This is a genomic window from Pelagibius litoralis, assembly GCF_011683915.1.
Taxonomy (GTDB): domain Bacteria; phylum Pseudomonadota; class Alphaproteobacteria; order Kiloniellales; family Kiloniellaceae; genus Pelagibius; species Pelagibius litoralis.
The window spans coordinates 17,935-36,474 of sequence record NZ_JAAQPH010000010.1; the positions used below are offsets into that span (position 1 = coordinate 17,935).

General features: G+C 61.0%; 13 protein-coding genes. 11 read left to right on the forward strand and 2 right to left on the reverse strand.

Annotation, left to right across the window (positions count from 1 at the left end; genetic code table 11):
- Window positions 1-178: 178 nt before the first annotated feature.
- From HBA54_RS13815 to HBA54_RS13850, 8 genes are all read left to right on the forward strand, one after another.
- Window positions 179-1,582, forward strand: coding sequence for a phosphotransferase family protein (locus HBA54_RS13815; RefSeq protein ID WP_167225523.1), 1,404 nt, complete (start codon window positions 179-181; stop codon window positions 1,580-1,582).
- Window positions 1,583-1,733: 151 nt separating this feature from the next.
- On the forward strand, window positions 1,734-3,044 hold the full coding sequence (locus HBA54_RS13820; RefSeq protein ID WP_167225525.1) for an alginate export family protein: 1,311 nt from the start codon (window positions 1,734-1,736) through the stop codon (window positions 3,042-3,044).
- Window positions 3,045-3,271: 227 nt separating this feature from the next.
- A complete protein-coding gene (locus tag HBA54_RS13825; RefSeq protein WP_167225527.1) occupies window positions 3,272-4,849 on the forward strand; it encodes a response regulator in 1,578 nt (525 codons plus the stop codon).
- Window positions 4,842-6,119: a glycosyltransferase gene (locus tag HBA54_RS13830; RefSeq protein WP_167225529.1), complete on the forward strand. Its 1,278-nt coding sequence runs from the start codon at window positions 4,842-4,844 to the stop codon at window positions 6,117-6,119. The genes HBA54_RS13825 and HBA54_RS13830 overlap by 8 nt, the downstream gene beginning before the upstream one ends.
- A complete protein-coding gene (locus tag HBA54_RS13835) occupies window positions 6,116-7,303 on the forward strand; it encodes a glycosyltransferase family 4 protein (protein WP_167225531.1) in 1,188 nt (395 codons plus the stop codon). The genes HBA54_RS13830 and HBA54_RS13835 overlap by 4 nt, the downstream gene beginning before the upstream one ends.
- Window positions 7,303-9,063, forward strand: a complete 1,761-nt coding sequence (locus HBA54_RS13840) for an ABC transporter ATP-binding protein (protein WP_167225533.1) — start codon at window positions 7,303-7,305, stop codon at window positions 9,061-9,063. The genes HBA54_RS13835 and HBA54_RS13840 overlap by 1 nt, the downstream gene beginning before the upstream one ends.
- A complete protein-coding gene (locus HBA54_RS13845; RefSeq protein ID WP_167225535.1) occupies window positions 9,060-10,334 on the forward strand; it encodes an aminoglycoside phosphotransferase family protein in 1,275 nt (424 codons plus the stop codon). The genes HBA54_RS13840 and HBA54_RS13845 overlap by 4 nt, the downstream gene beginning before the upstream one ends.
- A 96-nt stretch (window positions 10,335-10,430) precedes the next feature.
- On the forward strand, window positions 10,431-11,366 hold the full coding sequence (locus HBA54_RS13850) for a DUF1194 domain-containing protein (RefSeq protein WP_167225537.1): 936 nt from the start codon (window positions 10,431-10,433) through the stop codon (window positions 11,364-11,366).
- Here HBA54_RS13850 and HBA54_RS13855 read toward each other — a convergent pair.
- Window positions 11,284-13,128 carry an SLC13 family permease gene (locus tag HBA54_RS13855; protein WP_240932681.1) on the reverse strand — a complete coding sequence of 615 codons (1,845 nt, stop codon included), beginning with the start codon at window positions 13,126-13,128 and terminating at the stop codon, window positions 11,284-11,286. The two genes, HBA54_RS13850 and HBA54_RS13855, sit on opposite strands and share 83 nt — an antisense overlap.
- Before the next feature lie 833 nt (window positions 13,129-13,961).
- A complete protein-coding gene (gene derI, locus HBA54_RS13860; protein WP_167225541.1) occupies window positions 13,962-14,438 on the reverse strand; it encodes a D-erythrulose-4-phosphate isomerase in 477 nt (158 codons plus the stop codon).
- Between the two features lie 286 nt (window positions 14,439-14,724).
- Here derI and HBA54_RS13865 point away from each other — a divergent pair, with 286 nt between their 5' ends.
- From HBA54_RS13865 to HBA54_RS13875, 3 genes are all read left to right on the forward strand, one after another.
- Window positions 14,725-15,867 (forward strand): sugar ABC transporter substrate-binding protein, encoded by a 1,143-nt coding sequence (locus HBA54_RS13865; RefSeq protein ID WP_167225542.1) that lies wholly within the window; start codon window positions 14,725-14,727, stop codon window positions 15,865-15,867.
- 114 nt (window positions 15,868-15,981) lie between these two features.
- Window positions 15,982-17,511: a sugar ABC transporter ATP-binding protein gene (locus tag HBA54_RS13870; protein ID WP_167225544.1), complete on the forward strand. Its 1,530-nt coding sequence runs from the start codon at window positions 15,982-15,984 to the stop codon at window positions 17,509-17,511.
- The gene (locus HBA54_RS13875) at window positions 17,508-18,536 is read left to right on the forward strand and encodes an ABC transporter permease (RefSeq protein ID WP_167225546.1); all 1,029 of its coding nucleotides are present in this window, start codon (window positions 17,508-17,510) and stop codon (window positions 18,534-18,536) included. Before HBA54_RS13870 ends, HBA54_RS13875 begins: the two co-directional genes overlap by 4 nt.
- Window positions 18,537-18,540: the final 4 nt, after the last annotated feature.

The following is an 18,540-nucleotide window of genomic DNA, read 5'->3' on the forward strand; positions in this document are numbered from 1 at the left end:
AAAAGGGTTCCTTCGAGGACTTATCGGCCCTGCGCGTCGTGCTTAGGCTTGCCGGCAATTCTTCAATCGGAAGGCTGGTTATGACCCAGGTCATGATTATCAAAGACGAAGAGACCCTGGTCCACACCATCGCCAAGGCCTTGGCGCGGTTTTGCCCGCCAGCCCCGCGTGAAGCCACATGACCAAATCGGCCTTTCCCCACGATGCCACGATGCCCGGCATGTCTCTGGCTGTCGACCCATCGACGATGCAGGCGATATTCGCTGCCGAGCTGCTGCAGAGGAACGGGACCGCATACAAGATCGACGGATGCCGCCTCTTGCGCATCCGCTACCGACCGGCTGAACACTGTTTCGTGCACTACGAACTCGACTTACGCTCAGCGAAATCCGGGCAGCGCACGGCGGTCTGGCTGACCGGCATTATCTATCCGGATGAGCGCCCACGCCGCCGCCTGAAAAAGCTTCTCGCCGCTTGCGAGGGAGAACCGATATCCGATGGCTGGCACGCGTTCGGCCCGGCCTTTTATCTGCCGGCGCCGCATATGCTTGTGCAGACCTTCCCCTGCGACCGGCGCTTGCCGGGCTTACCCCATATCGTTTCGGGTGCGGCGGCGGACCTCGAACCCGAACTCGCCAGGGCGCTGGGTCCCGGTGATTGGGAAACAGCCGTGCGCAGCATCCAGCCGGTGCGGTATCGGGCCTTGTCTGGCGCCGTTCTGCGCTTCTCCATCGAGGCTACAGAGCGCAAAACTGGCGAGCGCAAGACAAAGACGCCTTATGTCAAGGTCAGTCGCAATGGCGAGGGTGAACGCGAGGCCCGCTTGCTTGAGACGCTGCATTCGCAGGCTCAAGCGACGAACCAGCCGTTCACGGTCACCAGACCTCTCGCATACATTGACAGTTTGTCCGCCCTCATCGTCGAGGAGGCGCCCGGCGACTCCTTCGAACAGGCTGTCCTCAACGGGATCGACGTGGAAGGCTCGGCGCGCCGAACCGCGCGCGGCCTGGCCGCGCTCCATCAATGGACCGTAACGCCGCCGGCCGCCACCAATGCGGTGATCGCCAGAGCGCTGGTGGCCGCCGAGTACGTTGGCTGGGCCTGCCCGATGCTGGCCGACGAGGCGCAGGCAATCGTCTGCGCTGCGGAAGCGGCACTGGCGCGTACGGCGCTTGGCCCAACCCATCTCGACCTCAAGCCCGACCATGTCTTCCTCGACGGTGAACGCGTCGTATTCATAGATCTCAACACCTTCGGGGCCGCCGATCCGGTACTCGACATAGCGACGCTGCTGGCACGCTTGGCAGCCATGCCCGCCCGCTTCGGCGCAGCGCCCGCACATGTCGAAACGGCGGCGCGCGCCCTCACCGAGGAGTATTTCGCTCGGGTACCGGCGGATTGGCGGCTGCGGCTCGATATAAACCATGCCGTAGCCGCAATGCAGGTCGCGTCGGAGTTTTTCCGCCATCAGCACCCGGATTGGCGCGAGCTGGTCCCAGCCTGGATCGCGCAGGCACGGCATGCCGCTGCCGCTGCCCCGCTTGGTTTGGCGATTCAGAACAAAGCGAACCAAAGGAGTTGAAACTTTGCGCCGTGTGATGTTGCCGCGCTCTTGCGGCGCGCCGCCGCGCACCGGCTGCAGGCTACCTCGTCTATCCGCCCAACCAGGACTGCTTTGGGCCGCCACAGGAAGCCGTCGCCCTATACGGCCCGGTCATACCCGGGCGCTTCTGTTGTGCCTCTTTGGCGCCACGGCGCTTCTCGCCGCACAGCGGGTCGCTGAGTCCGAGCCGCTCGCTGAGATTCCCTCAGAGGGTCCCAACGGCGCCGCGGTACAGTTCGATTTCGATGATCCGCCAGACACCAAGAACCGGCTGACGCAAGATCTGACATTCGGCGGCAAGGTCACCCTCGGCTTCGATTATGAGCAGGATTACGACCTCGACAGGGATGAGGACGACGATCTCGCGACCTGGGCGCCGGAACTTGAGGTCGCTTTTTCCTATGACCCCTATCCTTGGTTCCGCGGATTCTTGAACCTCGAAGTAAAAAGGGAATTCCAGATAGAAGAGCCGGATGGGCGAGCGCCGCAAGAGACGGAGTTTCTGGTTAAAGAAGCCTTCTTGAACTTCCGGGAGATATTGCCGGGAGTATCGATGACGCTCGGCCGGCAGGAATTCAAGGACGAGCGTGAGTGGCTCTATGACGAGGACCTGGATGCTGTCCGGCTGTTCTTGCGGTATTCCGATTTTGGTCTCGAGGTGTCTGTCAGCCGCGAAGAACTGGTCGACAAAGATCTCTTCAACGACACATCCGCGGACGAAATCAACAACTACTTTCTTTTTGGGCGCTACGCTCTCGGAGATGACTCCGAGCTCAGCCCTTACCTGTTCTTCCGGGACGACCGTACCAGCAGCGATGAGGACCTGATCTTCATAGGCCTGAGCTCGAGCGGCGAACTGACATCGGATATCGACTACTGGGTGCAGGCCGCTCACGTGCGCGGCAGCGAAGACGGCACCGATGTCAGTGGATACGGGTTCGATATTGGCGCAACCTACACCTTGGACGCATCGTGGGAGCCGTCTCTGACCCTTGGTACAGCTTTCGGCAGCGGTGACAACGACCCGGACGACACGGACCGGAACTTCCGCCAGACCGGCCTGCAGGACAACAACGATCGCTTCAACGGCGTTACAAGCGTCAAGTACTATGGCGAGGTTTTGGATCCGGAACTCAGCAACCTGTTCGTCCTGACCGCCGGCCTGGGTATTCGCCCAACCAAGCGAAGCTCAATCGACCTCATTTATCACCACTATCGGCAACATCAGGCATCAGACGAACTTCGCGATGTTTCGATCGATGCCGATCCCGATGGTCAGGACCGGACATTGGGTAACGCATTGGATCTCGTTGTCGGCTATCGCGAAATCGAGAACTTCAATGCAGAGGCGGTCTTTGGCTTGTTCGCGCCGGGGGCGGCCTTTTCGAACGATGCAAGCACGGCATATTTCGTCGGTATCGAGCTGGAGATTAGTTTTTGATTGCCCGTCTCCCCAAAGATCGCACTGCAGGCGGAGCCCCGGGATGAGCTGGGTTTTCGCAGCCTCAAAAAGCGAACCCGAGCACTTGCGGTTCCTATCCAATACAGCGCGCCAAGTGGAAGCGGCCGCGGCTGGGTGAAATGCCCCAAAACAGGTTCCTTCGGGGACTTATCGCTTCAGCACATTGTCCATAGGCTTGCCGGCAGCATTGGCACCGGAGGCTTTGAATGACCCAGGTCCTGATTGTCGAGGACGAAGAGATCCTGGCCCGCAACATCGCCACGGCCTTAAGGCGTGCGGGCGTCGAGGTGGCCGTCGCCGGATCGTGCTCGGCGGCGCGCTCCGAGATCGCAAGCAGCCCGCCCGACCTTGTTATCGCAGATGTCAACCTGGGCGACGGCGACGGCATCGATCTGCTCGCCGATTGGCGGCAGGATCATCCGGATGTTCCGGTGGTTGTTATGACGGGACAGGACAGCCTGTCGAACCGCCTGCGGGCGGAGCGGCTCGATGCGACTGCATTCTTGTCCAAACCTTTCGCCATGAGACGACTGCGGGAACTCATCCTGATTCTTCTGGCTGAAGGCAATCCGGGCCTGGGTCCGGGAATTCGCGGCCCGTCGGTGATGATGTACTCCCACGACACCATCGGCCTCGGTCATATGCGCCGCAACGCCTCCATCGCATCCGCGTTGATTGAACGGTTTCCCAACGCCTCGGTCCTGATGATGGTGGGCTGTCCCGCCGGTATGGTGTTCGAGCTGAAACCCGGCATCGACTTCGTAAAGCTCCCTTCACTTACCAAACTCGGGCGCAACCAATGGCGACCGAGCAGCCTGCGGGTTTCTCCGGACACGACACGGTCCATACGCATGGGAATACTGGAGCGCGCAGCCGAAGCGTTCCGACCCGACATTCTACTGGTCGACCACGAACCAGCGGGTGTCTGGGAAGAACTGGTTCCGACACTCAAGGCGATCCGTCTTCGCGGTGGCGCGTCGGTGATCCTGGGTCTCCGCGACATCCTCGACGATCCGAAACGCACGCGTGCGCTCTGGGACAAGCAAGGCACTGCACAGGTTGTTCGCGACCTCTATGACGGCGTTTTCGTTTATGGCGACCAGAGAGTCTTCCCCTCTTCGGACCACTACGGGCTGGAAATGCTACAACCTGACAACGTCACCTACTGCGGCTACGTCACCACCGCCCATCGGGGTTCGAACCGGGACCGCAAGAACGCGATACCGCGCCGCATTCTCGTCTCCGGCGGTGGCGGGCGCGATGCCTATCCGGTCTTGAGCGCATCGCTTGAGGCTCTTGCCTGCATACACCCTGAAAGACGGCCCGAGATGACCTTGATCGCCGGGCCGCTGATGGATGAGGAGTTGCGTGCGCCTTTGTCAGCAAGGGCAAAGCAGCTGGATGCGGAGTTTCTGGACAGCACGTCCGACATGCCCGCGTTGCTGGATGCTGCCGACCTACTGGTCACCATGGGCGGTTACAACTCCGTGACCGAAGCCATTGCCGCTTGCTGTCCAACCATCGTCATCCCCCGGATCGGCCCATCGAGCGAGCAGCGCCTGAGAGCCGAGTGTCTGGAGAGGTTCGGTCTTGTTGAAACGGTATCCCAGGAGGCGCTGGATCCAGAGGTCCTGGCCAAGCGCTTTCGCCGATACGACGGGTCACGGACACCCATGATCGAAGTGCCCCTTAATGGCGCCGTCATGGCAGCGAACTTGATCGCCGAGCGCCTGGCGACCATTCGGCCTGACACACCTAAAGACGCGAGAAGCGCCCATGGTTGAGACCGCACCCCTGCGCATCGGCTACGTCCTGAAACGCTTCCCCCGGCTCAGCGAAACCTTCATCCTGAATGAAATTCTTGCGCTTGAGCGGGCCGGAGTCGAGGTGGAGATATTCTCTCTGCTCCGTCCACCCGCCGAGGACCGGCACGCCCTGTTGAGCGAACTGAAGGCGCCGGTCACTTATCTTCCGTCCAAAGCTTCCGCCGCCCGCCTTACACTGAAAACAGGTCTGGAAGCGGAGAGAGCCAGCTTCGCTGATGTCTTTGACGATCTCGTCACGCATCCGCCGCTCTTCTCCGGCAAGTCGCCCGAGGACGTGGCGGTACTCCATCTCAAAGCGAGCGTCCTCGCCTTTCTCGCCCATCGGCGCGGCATCAGACACTTTCACGCGCACTTCGGCTCCGATGCGGCGACGGCTGCCTTGTTGCTGAGCCGGCTGACTGGGGGCAGCTTTTCCTACACCGCACATGCGCGCGATATCTATCACACCTATACCTCACCGCTGGATGATGCCCGCATGCGCCGCGCGAAGATGGCGGAGGCGCGGTTCCTGGTGACGGTGTCGGACTACAACGCAGAGCATCTGCGAAGCCTTTGCCCCAATGCCGCCCAACGAATTCACCGGCTCTACAATGGGATCGACCTGACGCGGTTTGTGGCGAACGAAACCATGCGGCAACCTGGCCGGATCATCTCGGTCGGCCGCTTCATAGAGAAGAAGGGTTTCCCGATCCTGATCGAGGCCTGCCGTATTCTGCGGGATCGCGGTCAGCTTTTCGACTGTCTGATCCTGGGTGATGGCCCGCTGCGTACGCAGCTGGAAGCCCAGATAGACCGGCTCGGGCTCACCGATGTTGTTCGGCTTGGTGGCTCACTTCCCCAGGAGCGGCTGATCGCCGAAATGCAGACCGGCGCGGTTGTGACCCTGCCCTGCATCGTGAGCGAAAGCGGCGATCGCGACGGACTGCCAACGGTTTTGCTGGAAGCCATGGCGCTTGGCCTGCCGGTGGTCACAACGACCGTCTCCGGCGGACCGGAGATCGTGGTCGAGAGTGAGACCGGTCACCTCTGCCCACCGGGAAACCCGGCTGCGCTTGCGGCGGCGCTGGAAAGCCTGCTCGTCAATCCGCTCCGCGCGGCGCAGATGGGCGCGGCTGGGCGCGGCCGCGCCGAGCGCCTGTTCGATCTGGAGAGGAATGTAGCGTCACTCCGCGTCCTATTCGAGAACGCGCAGGGTGGCACGGCAAGAATAGCAGAGGTCGGATCATGAGACTTGTCTATGTCAACGCCGACAATGGTATCCCGGTCTTCGGCAATAAAGGGGCGTCGGTCCATATCCAAGAGATGGCGCGGGCGCTTACATCGCTCGACTGCGAGCTGCGCATTCTGACAGCGCGCAAGGGTTCCGCCCCGACAGGGGGTCTTGCCGAACTGGTCGAAGCCGTAGAGGGACCGGATCGCGTCAGCACGCTGACCGGCCGGGACGAGAAGGAGCGGCTTTATGTCGAAACCGCCCATCAGATCGAGACGCGCCTGATCGCACTCCACAAATTCTGGCCTTTCGACTTGATATACGAACGCTATTCGCTTTGGTCATCCGCGGGCGTGCGCGCCGCGCGCCGCCTGGGCATCACTTGCATAATCGAGGTCAACGCCCCGCTGGTCGAAGAGCAGGCGGCGTACCGCAAACTCGCGCTGGATGAAATTGCACGGGGAATCGAAGCAGAGGTCTTCGCCAAGGCCGATGCATTGATGGTCGTCTCCAGGCCCTTGGCGGACTACGTCCACGGGCGGGGCGCCGCACCTCAGCGCGTTCATGTAACCGGCAACGCGGTCGACGGCACGCGTTTTCATCCCGGCGTCGTGCCGGCCGACGTACCTGACATTCCCAAGGATGCCTTCGTCCTTGGCTTCTCCGGATCCTTGAAGCGCTGGCATGGCGTCGATGTTCTGATGACGGCCTTCCGGAACCTGAAGTCACGCATGCCCGAGGCGCACCTGCTGATCGTCGGCGACGGGCCGAAGCATGGTTGGATCGAGGGATTTGCTCAAGGAGCGGATCTGATGGACTCGGTCACGATGACGGGCTGGCAGCCGCATGCGGCGCTTCCGGGTCTGATCGCGCGCATGGATGTCGCGACCGCACCCTATCCGCAAAGCGACAACCACTATTTCTCTCCCCTGAAGCTCTTTGAATACATGGCCGTGGGCCGACCGATCATTGCAAGCCGCATCGGGCAAACGGCGGAGGTAATCGCCGATGGCCGGAACGGTGTGCTGGTGCCGCCCGGCGACGCGGATGCACTGGCCGAAGCGGTCATGATTCTGCGCTGTGAACCGGACATCGCCCGACGCCTCGCCGCCGCTGCTGCGGAAGAGGGCAGGAAACATGACTGGAAGCGGAACGCGCGTGCCGTTCTGGACACAGCCCGGGGCGCTCGGAAGGTCGCCTGATGGGAAACCGCAGCCGCAAGATTCAGCCAAAAGTGCTTCGCCGCCTGGCCAGCCGCCTGGGTCCGCACCTGCGCCCCCATCGCAGTCCGTTGACGATCGGGGCGCTGGCGATCGTCGGCGTTGCGGTTTCGGAGATCCTGAAGCCCTGGCCGCTCAAGATCATCTTTGACGGTCTGCTGATCCCTCAAGGCAATCCAGATGCCATCATTACCTGGTCGGTCGCCACCTTCGGCGACGGCGGTACGCTGCTCGCCGCTGCATCGATCGCCATCCTGCTGATCGCAGTGATCGGCGGCGCCTTGACCTTTGCGCAATCCTTTTTGATCGCAAGCGTCGGTCAAAAGGTGGTTGCCGAGATTCGACTGGACCTCTACCGACACATTCAACGCCTCTCGCATTCGTTCCACGACACCGCCAGTACAGGGGAGATTCTGTCTCGGCTGACGGGCGACGTGAACTTGATGCGCAACCTGCTGATCGATGCGGTCGCGTTCTTCAGCGCGCGGATTCTTGTATTCCTGGGCATCCTGATCGTCATGGCGCTGATGGACTGGCGGCTTACGCTGGCCGCCCTGGTCATTCTGCCGGGGCTGGCTTACATCACCGTGCACTTCAGTCGCAAGATCAAGGGAGCGGCCAGAAAGCAGCGCCGCAACGAAGGCAAGATCGCCGTTGTGATGGCAGAAGGGCTCTCGGCCATCAACGTCGTAAAAGGCTTCGCCCGCGAAGCCTACGAAGAAGAACGCTTCGCAAAGCAGAGCAATTCCTCGGTCAGGGCGGGGGTTCACGCTACGCGCCTGGAGGCGCACATGGACCGGCTGGTACAGGTCACGCTGGCGCTCGGCACCTGTATCGTTATCTGGTATGGGGTGCTTCGGGTGCAGGACGCGGCGATCAGCCCAGGGGATCTGCTGGTCTTTACTGCTTATCTGACAACGCTTTACAAGCCGGTCCGCAAGATGGCGTCGATGACCGGGCGGGTGGCGAAGGCCTCTGCCAGCGGCGAGCGGCTGCTGGAAATCCTGGACCTTGAACCGGACGTGAAGGAAAGCCCGGATGCCATCTGCGCCGCCCACTTCAGCGGGCGGATTGTCTTTGAGAACGTCGATTTCGCCTACGCCGGCGGCCCGAAGGTGCTGGATGACGCCTCTCTGACCATTGAGCCCGGCGAGACGGTCGCATTGATCGGTGAAAGCGGCGTGGGAAAGTCCACGGCGGCGCGGTTGCTGATGCGGTTCTACGATCCGCTCGCCGGGCGGATCACGATTGACCGGCAGGACATAGCGAGCTTCACGCTCGACAGCCTGCGCGACCAGGTAGCAGTCGTCCTGCAGGAAGGCGTTCTTTTCGGGACGACGGTCCGGGATAACATTGCCTATGGTCGTCTCGACGCCCGTGACGATGAGATTGAGGAGGCGGCGCGCCAGGCAAACGCCCACGACTTCATTACGGCCCTGCCGGACGGATACAACACGATCGTCGGGGAACGCGGAGAGACACTGTCCGGTGGCCAGCGCCAGCGGGTCGCGATCGCACGGGCCATTCTGCGCGATGCGCCGATACTGATTCTGGACGAGCCGCTGACCGGCCTCGATAAATCAACGGCCGAACCCGTTCTGGACGCGCTGCGGGCGGCGGCAAAATCCCGCACAACACTACTGATCGCCCACGACGATCTGTCACTAAGCCTCGCCGACAGGGTCTTGCGTGTCCAGGACGGCCGCTTTGCCGAAGACTGGAAGCTGGAGGAGATCAGATGATGAATCCGGCGATGGACGTCTCCCGTGACATCGGACAACCGGACCCTGAGACCGTGGCGGCCCTGTTGCAGCCGGATTACGGACAGAAAGCATTCGCCCGGTTCTGCGGTGCGGAGGATTATCGAATAGAGCGGATGTATTTTTCGACTTCCAAGCCGCTTTCGCTCCACTGCCAGGCGCGGCTGCCGGATGGAATGGAGCAGACGGTGTTTGCCCAGTGGGTCGGGACAGAGGCCGTATCTTTCGCGCAGGCTGAGATCAGCCGTCTTCAGAAGTCCCGCTGCGGTCAATTGCGCAAGGAAGCTATGGGCGCGTTACTGGGTGATGCCGCATCCGGCCTGGTGCTGCGCGCACCGGGGCTCGACGCGCGGCTTCCAGGACTGCGAATGCTTCACAGCCGTCAGACCGAGCGGGACTTCGCATTGCTCTCCCCCGCGGTCACTGCGATGGACGTCACCCTGCGCGGGCATCGCCTGGGTAAGCGAGCAGTGCTTCAGTTCGATCTCTTCGGCGCCGATCCGAGGCAGGTTTTCGTGAAACTTCGGCCGGTCTCCAGCAACGCGGGCAGGCGAGCTCACGACCGGCATGTCGCTTTGTTCGAGCGGCTTCGAGGGGCCGTAGCGTTGCCCAAGCCGCTTGGCTATGACCCCGACTGCGGGGCCTCGGTGATTTCGGCGCTACCTGGTGTTCCACCTGACTTCGAGAGCAATGAGCCTACACTCATCGCAGAGGCATTGCGCCGCTTGCAGCAGGTCGCTGACCTTCCGGTTGAGAGCCACACCGCGGCCGACGAACTTGCCCTGCTGGAGGTCTGGTGCGATCGGGCGGCCACGGTCTTTCCGGATCGCGCGGGCTTGTTCACCGAGGCCTTTGATCGGGTTTGCAAGGACCTCCTTCGCCTACCCGATCTACCGCCTGTCCCCTGTCATCGTGATTTCCACGAAGGCCAGATACTCATCAACGACAACGCTGCCGGTTTTCTCGACTTCGATACCTTGCGGGTTAGCGACCCGGCACTTGATCCCGGCAACCTGATCGCGCACCTGCGGCTGGCTGAAACCAGAACAGGCCGGGGACTGTCGGCGGCTGAAACGGCAATCACGGCGGCAATGCACCCTGTTCCGGCCAACCGCATTTCAGCCTGGACGCGCGCCGCGCTGTTGCGGCTCGCCGCGATCTACTCCTTCACTTCAGAGCCCCGGGAAACGCTGCAGAAGCTACTGGAAGATGTCGTTGGAGGCACAGATGACCGTTGTCTTGACCGGCTCTAGCAGCCGTCCTGCCTTGAAGACCGCGACTGTGTCGATCCCGTGAAACGCCGCGCTGGCAGCGTGCCAGGGCCGAAAACCATGTGAGGAGCGGAAACCATGCATTTCAGAATACTGACGGCGATCCTGTTTCTGAACTTCACCATCGCAGTTGATCGCGCGGCTGCGGATAAGGTGGCTCTACCGATGACGGACTTCAACGTGATTACCGCCGTCGACATCTCTGACTCGATTACACGCCACGATGAATGGTTGCAGTATAGCGGCCTTGCCCGCGGCGTGACCGACCCAGGCTTCCTTTCGTTGATCGGCGAAGGGTTGACGCGACGTATCGGCTTCATGGTGTTCACCTGGTCGAGCAACGGTCAATCGAGTGTCATTGTACCTTGGACGATAATCGCCAACCAACAGGACGCCGCAGAGGCCGCCGCAAGGCTGCGCAGCGCGCCGCGCATCGACCGCTCCCGCTACGAAAGCAATCACCAGGGCCCGGAAGCCACCCAGAGCGATACAGCTTCGTCAAGCGGCGGCATGACCGACATCGCTCAGGCCATCGGTACAGCTTTGCGGCTGGCAGCCTCTGCCCCCTTTCAGGGGCGCCGGGCGGTGATCAACATCCTCAGCAACGGTGTCGACAATGCCGGGGTCGGCCCCGGTCCGCAGCGCGATAAGGCTATCCGCCAGGGCGCAACGGTCAACGGGGTGGTTTTCGGACCCCGGCGCGATCTGCCCGCCTACTTCGAGCGCAACGTGATCGGCGGTCCAGGCGCCTTCCTGATGACCGTGCGCGACCCGGCCGACCTGCCCAAGGCGTTGGAGAAGAAGTTCTGGCGCGATCTGATCGCCGGCAATACCGCTGTGCCGTGGGCCGGAAAGTTGGCCGCCGACGCCCGGGTACTGCGCGAACGGAAAGAGCACGCCAGGAGGCTTGTGTACCGAACCCAGACCGCGCTCAAATCAACTCAAAGTACCATGGTGCGAAGAGCGAGAAAGCGATCCACATCAGAAATACAAGAGGCAACCCGAGGCGTATGAAATCCGAGAAGCGATAATGGCCGGGACCCATGATGAGTAGGTTCGTTTGATAGGCGATCGGCGTGGCGAAGGAGCAATTGGCGGCGAGGAGTACAGCCAAGGCAAAGGCAGTCGGCGACTCATCGAGACGGTAAGCGATACTGACGGCGATCGGCGTGAAGATTATGGCGGTCGCATTGTTTGTGAGGATGTTGGTCATCAGCGCCACGATCAGGAACAGCAGAGAGAGCACGACCGCCGGGCCGAAAGCTTGAAAACCGATCAGCAGTTCCTGGGCAAGGAGAGTCGCGCCGCCGGACTTCTCAAGTGCAGCGCCCAGCGCCAGCGAGGTGGGAACAAGAAGCACGATACGGCGATCGAGTGCGCGCACTGCTTGCCCGAAAGTCAAAACGCCCGTGGCGATCATGGCGACACAACCAAGCAGCGCGGCTATCACCACCGGCAACAGGCCTGTCGCGGCCACGAGAACGACCCCCACGAAGATTGCCGCAGCGCGTTTTGCCAACTGAGGTGCGGGCAGTTCGACCACAGTTTCGTCGAGCGGCAGGAAGTTACCTGTCCGGCGCAGGGTTCGGAGCTGCTCACGGGTCCCCTGGACAACCAAAACATCTCCAGCGAGAAGGCGAATCTTCGTCAGTTGATCACGAATCATGTGAGAGCGTCGTTCAAGCCCCAGGACGAGACACTGATAGCTGCGATAGAACCCTATGCGTTCCAGGGACTCTCCAACCAGTCGGGAACCCGGCGGTATCATCACTTCAGCCAAGACCTGATCCCCTGCCGTAAACGGCACCTGTTCCTCGTCGGTCGAGCCCAGCTTCTCAGCCGCAAGCGCATTGTGCAGCAAACCGGGATAACGCGCCGCAAGATCCACCAAAGCCGTGCGCGTCGCCAAGACAACCAGCAGGTCACTGGAGCGCAATCGAACATCGCGGAAGGGTGGCAGTAAGGCCCGCTCACCGCGTTGGACCAGAATCAGTCTCGTGTTCGGTATGTTGAGGACGTTGGAAGCCGCCGCTTGGTCAATCAGGCCGGTATCGGAGGCAACGGTCAGTTTCGCCACAAAACGAGGAATGCGGCCGGTCATCATTCGCTCGGGCAACGACGGTCTGTCGGGGAGCAGGCGTGGCCCAAGCACGGCGAGGTAGACGAGCCCTACTGCAACGAGCACCAACCCGGGCACAGTCATGTCGAAAAACTCGAGCGGCGCTTCGCCGAGCTGAGTCAAGGCACCGGAAACGAGCAGGTTGGTGCTGGAGCCGATCAATGTCGTCATCCCGGCAAGGACCGCAACAAAGCTCAATGGCATCATAACCCGGCTTGCCGGGTGCCGCAGGCGATGAGCGAGCACCTGCAGGATCGGTATGAAGAGCACGACGACCGGCGTGTTATTGAGAAAAGGGCTGAGGACCAGGACACAACCAAATGCCAGAGCAAATGACAGCGTGACGTTCATGCGTGCCAAAGCCAGCACGTAACCCGTCGACCACCCAAGTGCATCTGTTCGAATGACGCCCTGACCAAGGACGAGCAGCGCCAGCACAGTAATCAATGCGGGATTGGCAAAACCTTGAAGCAGAACTGGAGCGCCCAGGAGGTTCTGCCCGCCTGCATCGAGCAAGGGAAAGATCTCAAAGAAGAGCAAGAGCACGCCAAGAACCGCGAGCGCAGAAAGCTCGATCGGAACGCGCTCGATCGCGAACAGTACGATCGCGACAAGAACAATCAGGAATGTGAATGCTTCAGGAAAGGATATTTCCATCAGCATCCTCTCCGTGTAATTTAAAGACCATGCTCAATCATCATATCCCAGACGGCTTCCGAATTCCTGGGTAGATTGTGCGACAGTCCTATCGTCAGGCGAACCGTATTCCCTGTGCTGCCATCCGATGACATTACTGCGGCGGTCGCACCGCCTTAAGGCGGTTGAGCCGATCAGATGCCAACCCTGAAAGACCGTCGTAGCAGGCAGCGTCTGATCACATAGGCTGGGATCTCGAGCGAACTATGATGACCAATCTCAGAGGCGGATAATCAGTGGAAGCCTGGCTGTTCGCTTGCGTCCCGGCATTGAGGTCTCTCGTGAAGATTCGATTTGGTCAGCTAATCCACATGAAAGCCTCAAGACCGGAGACGTCTTGCTAGAGCATGTTCCAAACAATTTCGACCAGTACGACGATTTTGGGTGTCACTTCAAGACTCTTGATCCGGCGGCGGGAACAGCAAAGACCGGCGGATTGCCGCTAACCCTTCGGCAACGGCCCAGCGCCACCGGCTTGTCGTCTGCGCTATGGGATCAGTGACCGCCTTGTGGAAACAGGTTCAAGCAGCCAGACGACCGCTCAAAGGATCTCTGCCTCTTTCCACATGGAGCTTTCGCCCCTGCAGGTTCTGGTCATTCGCGCGGTCAAGCTGCGACGGGTCGTCCCGACCCGCAGTCACGTTGGACGCGCCATTTGATATTTGGACCGGCCTTACTACTGACCGCCCGGCGTTTCACCGTCTGCTCCAGATTTCCCGCCTTGGCGCATCGCCAGTTGGAAGAAAGCCCCGGAACTATTCTGGAAACTCCAAGACGCGGGCTCTCCACCTCACTTACGAGCCAGCCCTGCTTGCCCTATATCGACTGTCGAGGTCGTTGATTGCATGGACGTTGGCGGCAGATCGACTGTTCTCATCAAAGGTGTTCTCAAGCCACCTATCAACGATGACCTTCGCCACTTCCGGTCCGATGACGCGGGCCCCCATGGTAATGATCTGCGCATTGTTGCTAAGTGCCGCGCGCTCGGCAGAATAGGTGTCATGGGTGAGTGCGGCCCGGATGCCGGCTACCTTGTTCGCTGAGATGCAGACGCCGATACCGGTGCCACAGACCAAGACCGCACGGTCGAATTGGCCGCGCATAACCGCACTACCGATGCGGTCGGCGAGATCGGCATAATACTCCTCCGAACCGTCTTCGGGCGTGCTCATATCCACAAGGCGTACAACACGAGGGTGCTGGGAGAGGTGCGGCACAAGCACCTTAACCAGGGACTGCCCCGCACTGTCTCCGCCAACCGCGATCTTCATGACTTTTCCTCCGTCTAACCAGGATTCTTGGTCGGGTCATCTTACCCAGCCTGGGCCAAAACCGTGGCGTAGGGCGGCCTGGACTGCGGCCAACCATCTTGGCTTCGAATGAGCTGGATTACGGGCAGTTTATCTCAATATAACAATTTAAAGTAACAAAATAACTCAAATACAGTGACATTGGGAAATCAAAATGTTAGGAATCGGCCTGCGTTGAGCGCATGACGAGCCCGCCGCGATCGAACAAAAAGACCACCCCACAGGGGATGAAAAGGGAGGAAACCGCATGAACTTCAAACTGAAACTAGGAATCCTTGCAGCGACACTGGCAACCACCGCCGGCGCCGCAATGGCGCAAGAAAAAACCTATGAGGTCGCTGTCATCCGTTGGGATCCGGCCGACATCTACTTCAACGGCGTGCAGTTCGGACAGGACCTCGAGCGCCAGCGCATCGAGAAAGAAGACGGGGTCAAAATCGAGTTCCGCGTTACCGGCGCCAACGATGTGAGCGCCCAGCGGAACGGTTTGGACGCGCAGATCGCACGCGGCGTGGATGGTGTCCTGCTGGTGCCTTGGCGTGGCGAAGCGATGCGCGGTATCGTTGCTGATTTGCGCGAGGAGGGCATCCCGGTGGTCACCAGCAACGCATGGGTTCCGGACGCGCCGCAGACCTTTGTCGCCTTCGACAATTCCGAAGCCGGGCGCCTTGGCGGGGAAGCCATCGTGCGCCGCCTGGATGAGCTTCGCGGTAAAGACTGGCCGACTAAGGGTGGTGTGATCGTCGAGCTGCGCTGCATCATCACGGCTTCTTTCGACATCGGCCGGCACGAAGGGTATCGCTCCGTCTTCGACCCCATCGCGGCGGAGTACCCGAACGTGAAAATCGAAGAGCGCGAAGCCGGATGTGACGGCGGCGATGCGCGCAAGGCGGTCGACGACCTTATTTCGCGCTATGGCGGCGAGAACATCCTGGCCGTAGCCAGCATCGACGGTACCATGGGCATCGGCGGCGCCGTTCCGGCATTTGAGGCCCAGGGCCTGCTGCACCCGCTGGATGATCCCCGGCACATCCCCATTGCGACGGTCGATGGCACCGTACCCGAGCTTCAGGCCGTTGCCCGCGGTGATATCGACCACGTGTCGGTGCAGCCGGCCATCGGGGAAGGCGTGATGTCCATGCGCCTGCTTTACCAAATGATGAAATCCGGCAAGATGCTGGAAACACCGGGCGAAGCGGCGACAATCATGGCCGACAGTGACGAACTCTGGGCGCCTGTCGCCATCGAACCGTCAGGGGTATTCGACGGCGCGTGGTATAGAACAACAGCGTATTCCATTCCGGGGGATGTCAGCCACGATGACCCGCGCGTCTGGTCGACAAAGGTTTATGAGCGCGACAACGGCAAGCTGCCTGCGTTTACCGAATAGGGACGTCCTCCCGGTTCCACGGTCGCGGGCAGCCTGGGGCTGCCCCGGCCGGGGCGCCCGCCGGCAGCAGACGGTGAACGCGCAGAGGTACTGACAACCGGGGGAAATCTTGTCGTGATCAGCCAAGACAACTCATATGTCCTGCAGGATCTCACACGCCGCTTTCCAGGCGTGCTGGCCGTGGACAATGTCAATCTGGAAGTAAAGCAAGGTGAGATCCACGGCATTATAGGCCGCAATGGCGCGGGTAAATCGGTTCTCGTCAACATGGTCGCCGGTATCCTGGCGCCATCGGCAGGGCGCGTCGTTGTCAAAGACGGCTTCCTCTCACCTGATCATTCATCACCGATTATCGCTCACAGGCTTGGAATATCCCTGATCCCGCAAGAACCGACGTTCGCGCGCCAACTCAGTGTCGTGGACAATATGTTCATGGGGCGCAACATCACCGGACCGGCAAACCTCATCCGCCCCCGGCAGATGGCCCGGGCGATAGAGGGGATCTGTGAAAGGCTGACAGTCAAGGCACGCCCGAATCAGCCGATCGGGGAGCTGCCGATCGAGTCCCAGCAGATGCTGGCTTTCGGCAAGGCCGTGTATATCGACCGGGCGAAAGTCATTCTGCTTGATGAGATCACCGCGTCATTGACGCAGGAACGCAAGGACATGCTTTTGAACTTGCTGCAGACAACCACCCGGCAGCAACCCGATCTCTCGTTCACGCTCATCTCTCACCACATCTCCGAGGTGCTGGAATTCACCGACCGGGTCACCGTCATGCGCGATGGCGCGCGGGTGGCCACCATCGACACGCCCGGAAGCAGCAAGGAAGAACTGGCGGGCTGGATCGTGGGCGACGCGCCCAAGGTTCGTATCGACGTTCCCAAGCCACGCGCGCGCACCAAAGCCCCCATCCTGCGCGCTGAAGGGCTTTCGGCCGCGCCGCACCTGAAGGACTTCGATCTGGAGATCCATGCGGGCGAGATTGTGGGATTCGCCGGGCTGGAAGGGTCCGGAAAAGACGCAGCGATCGAGATGCTCTTTGGCCTCCGGCATCCGAGCAGCGGCACAATCGAACTCAACGGCACGGCGGTCGAGCTTCAGGATCCGCTCAAGGCACTGTCATCCGGCATCGCCTTCCTGCCGAAACACCGGGAGGCACAGGCGGTCATCCACACCCGCTCGGTGGAGGAGAATACGCTGATTTCATGCTATCGGCAGTTTTCGAACCGCCTGGGCCTGATCGCCCGGTCGCGGGCGCGCGCCGTCGTTGAAAAGCGCTCAGCTGATCTGCGCGTCAAGACGCCTTCGATTCACGCGGTCATCGACAATCTGTCGGGCGGCAACAAACAGAAGGTGATGATCAACCGTCTTGCCTTGACCGCGCCGCAGCTCTTCCTTCTCAACGAACCGACACGTGGGGTGGACATTTCGGCCAAGCCATCGCTGCTGAAAGTCATTCGCGAGGAGCTCGCGGACAAAAGCGCTGTCATCATGATCTCCGAGAGCGAAGAGGAACTCGTGGAAGTCTGCGACCGGGTAATGGTGTTCTTCAAGGGTAAGGTCGAGCGTGTCATCGAGCGTGGAGAAGCCGAGTTCGACGTGGGCGAGATCTATCGCCAGGTTCAGGGGGTGAGACAGTGACAGACCAGAACGCAACAACCACCAAGGCCAGGCAAGGCGCCTTGGGTGGCCTGCGCTTCGATCCGAAGCTGATCTTTGCGACCATTATCGAGAAGCATCTTATCTGGGCGTTGCTGGCAGCCCTCATCCTGATCGGACTGGCGATGCCCGGCTTCATGAGCACCCGGAACCTCGTCAACGTCATGTGGGCCGCCGCCCCGCTGGGTTGCATGGTATTGGGACTGTTCTTCGTCATCCTGACGGGAGGACTCGATCTCTCGCTGGAGTCCACCTTCGCCCTGGCCCCGACCGTTGCCGTCGTGGTCTTCACCAGCACTTTGGCGGAATACATCTGGCCCGGCTTCGCCATCCTGCTGGTCCCTCTTTTAGGCGCCCTTGTCGGCTGGGTGAACGGCATGTTTTCGGTGAAGCTGGGGGTGAGCGCTTTTCTGGTCACGCTGGGCACACTGCTCATCATGCGCGGCATCGTCATCTACCTGATCCCGGAAGGGGTCTACTACCTGCCGGACGAGATCACCTTCCTCGGCAAGGCACGCCTTTGGGGCGTCCTGCCGGTTGCGGTCATTGTCTGGATCGTCCTCTACATACTGGCCTTCATCGCGATCAACTACCACCGGCTGGGAAAGGACATCTTCGCCCTCGGGAACAATGAGGAAGCGGCGTTCATTGCCGGCGTCAACGTCTCGCGCACAAAAGTCACCTGCTTCGCGATCGCCGGCATGCTCGCATCGATCGGCGGGCTGCTCGAGGTCGGACGGTTGACCTCGGTCGTGGCCGATATGGGCGAGGGCGACATTCTGATGGTCTTTGCCGGCACCATCCTCGGCGGCGCCGCACTGACGGGCGGCGCCGGTACCGTCGGCGGTATCTTTGCTGCCGTACTGGTGATCGCGATCATCGAGAACCTGATGAACCTCTATGGCGTCGAACCGTCCATCCGACAGATCGTCTTCGGCGTTATCCTGATGTGCGCGATCTACCTCGCCAGCCTGCAAGGCAAGCTGCGGAACTGGCGAAAGGACTGAGGCC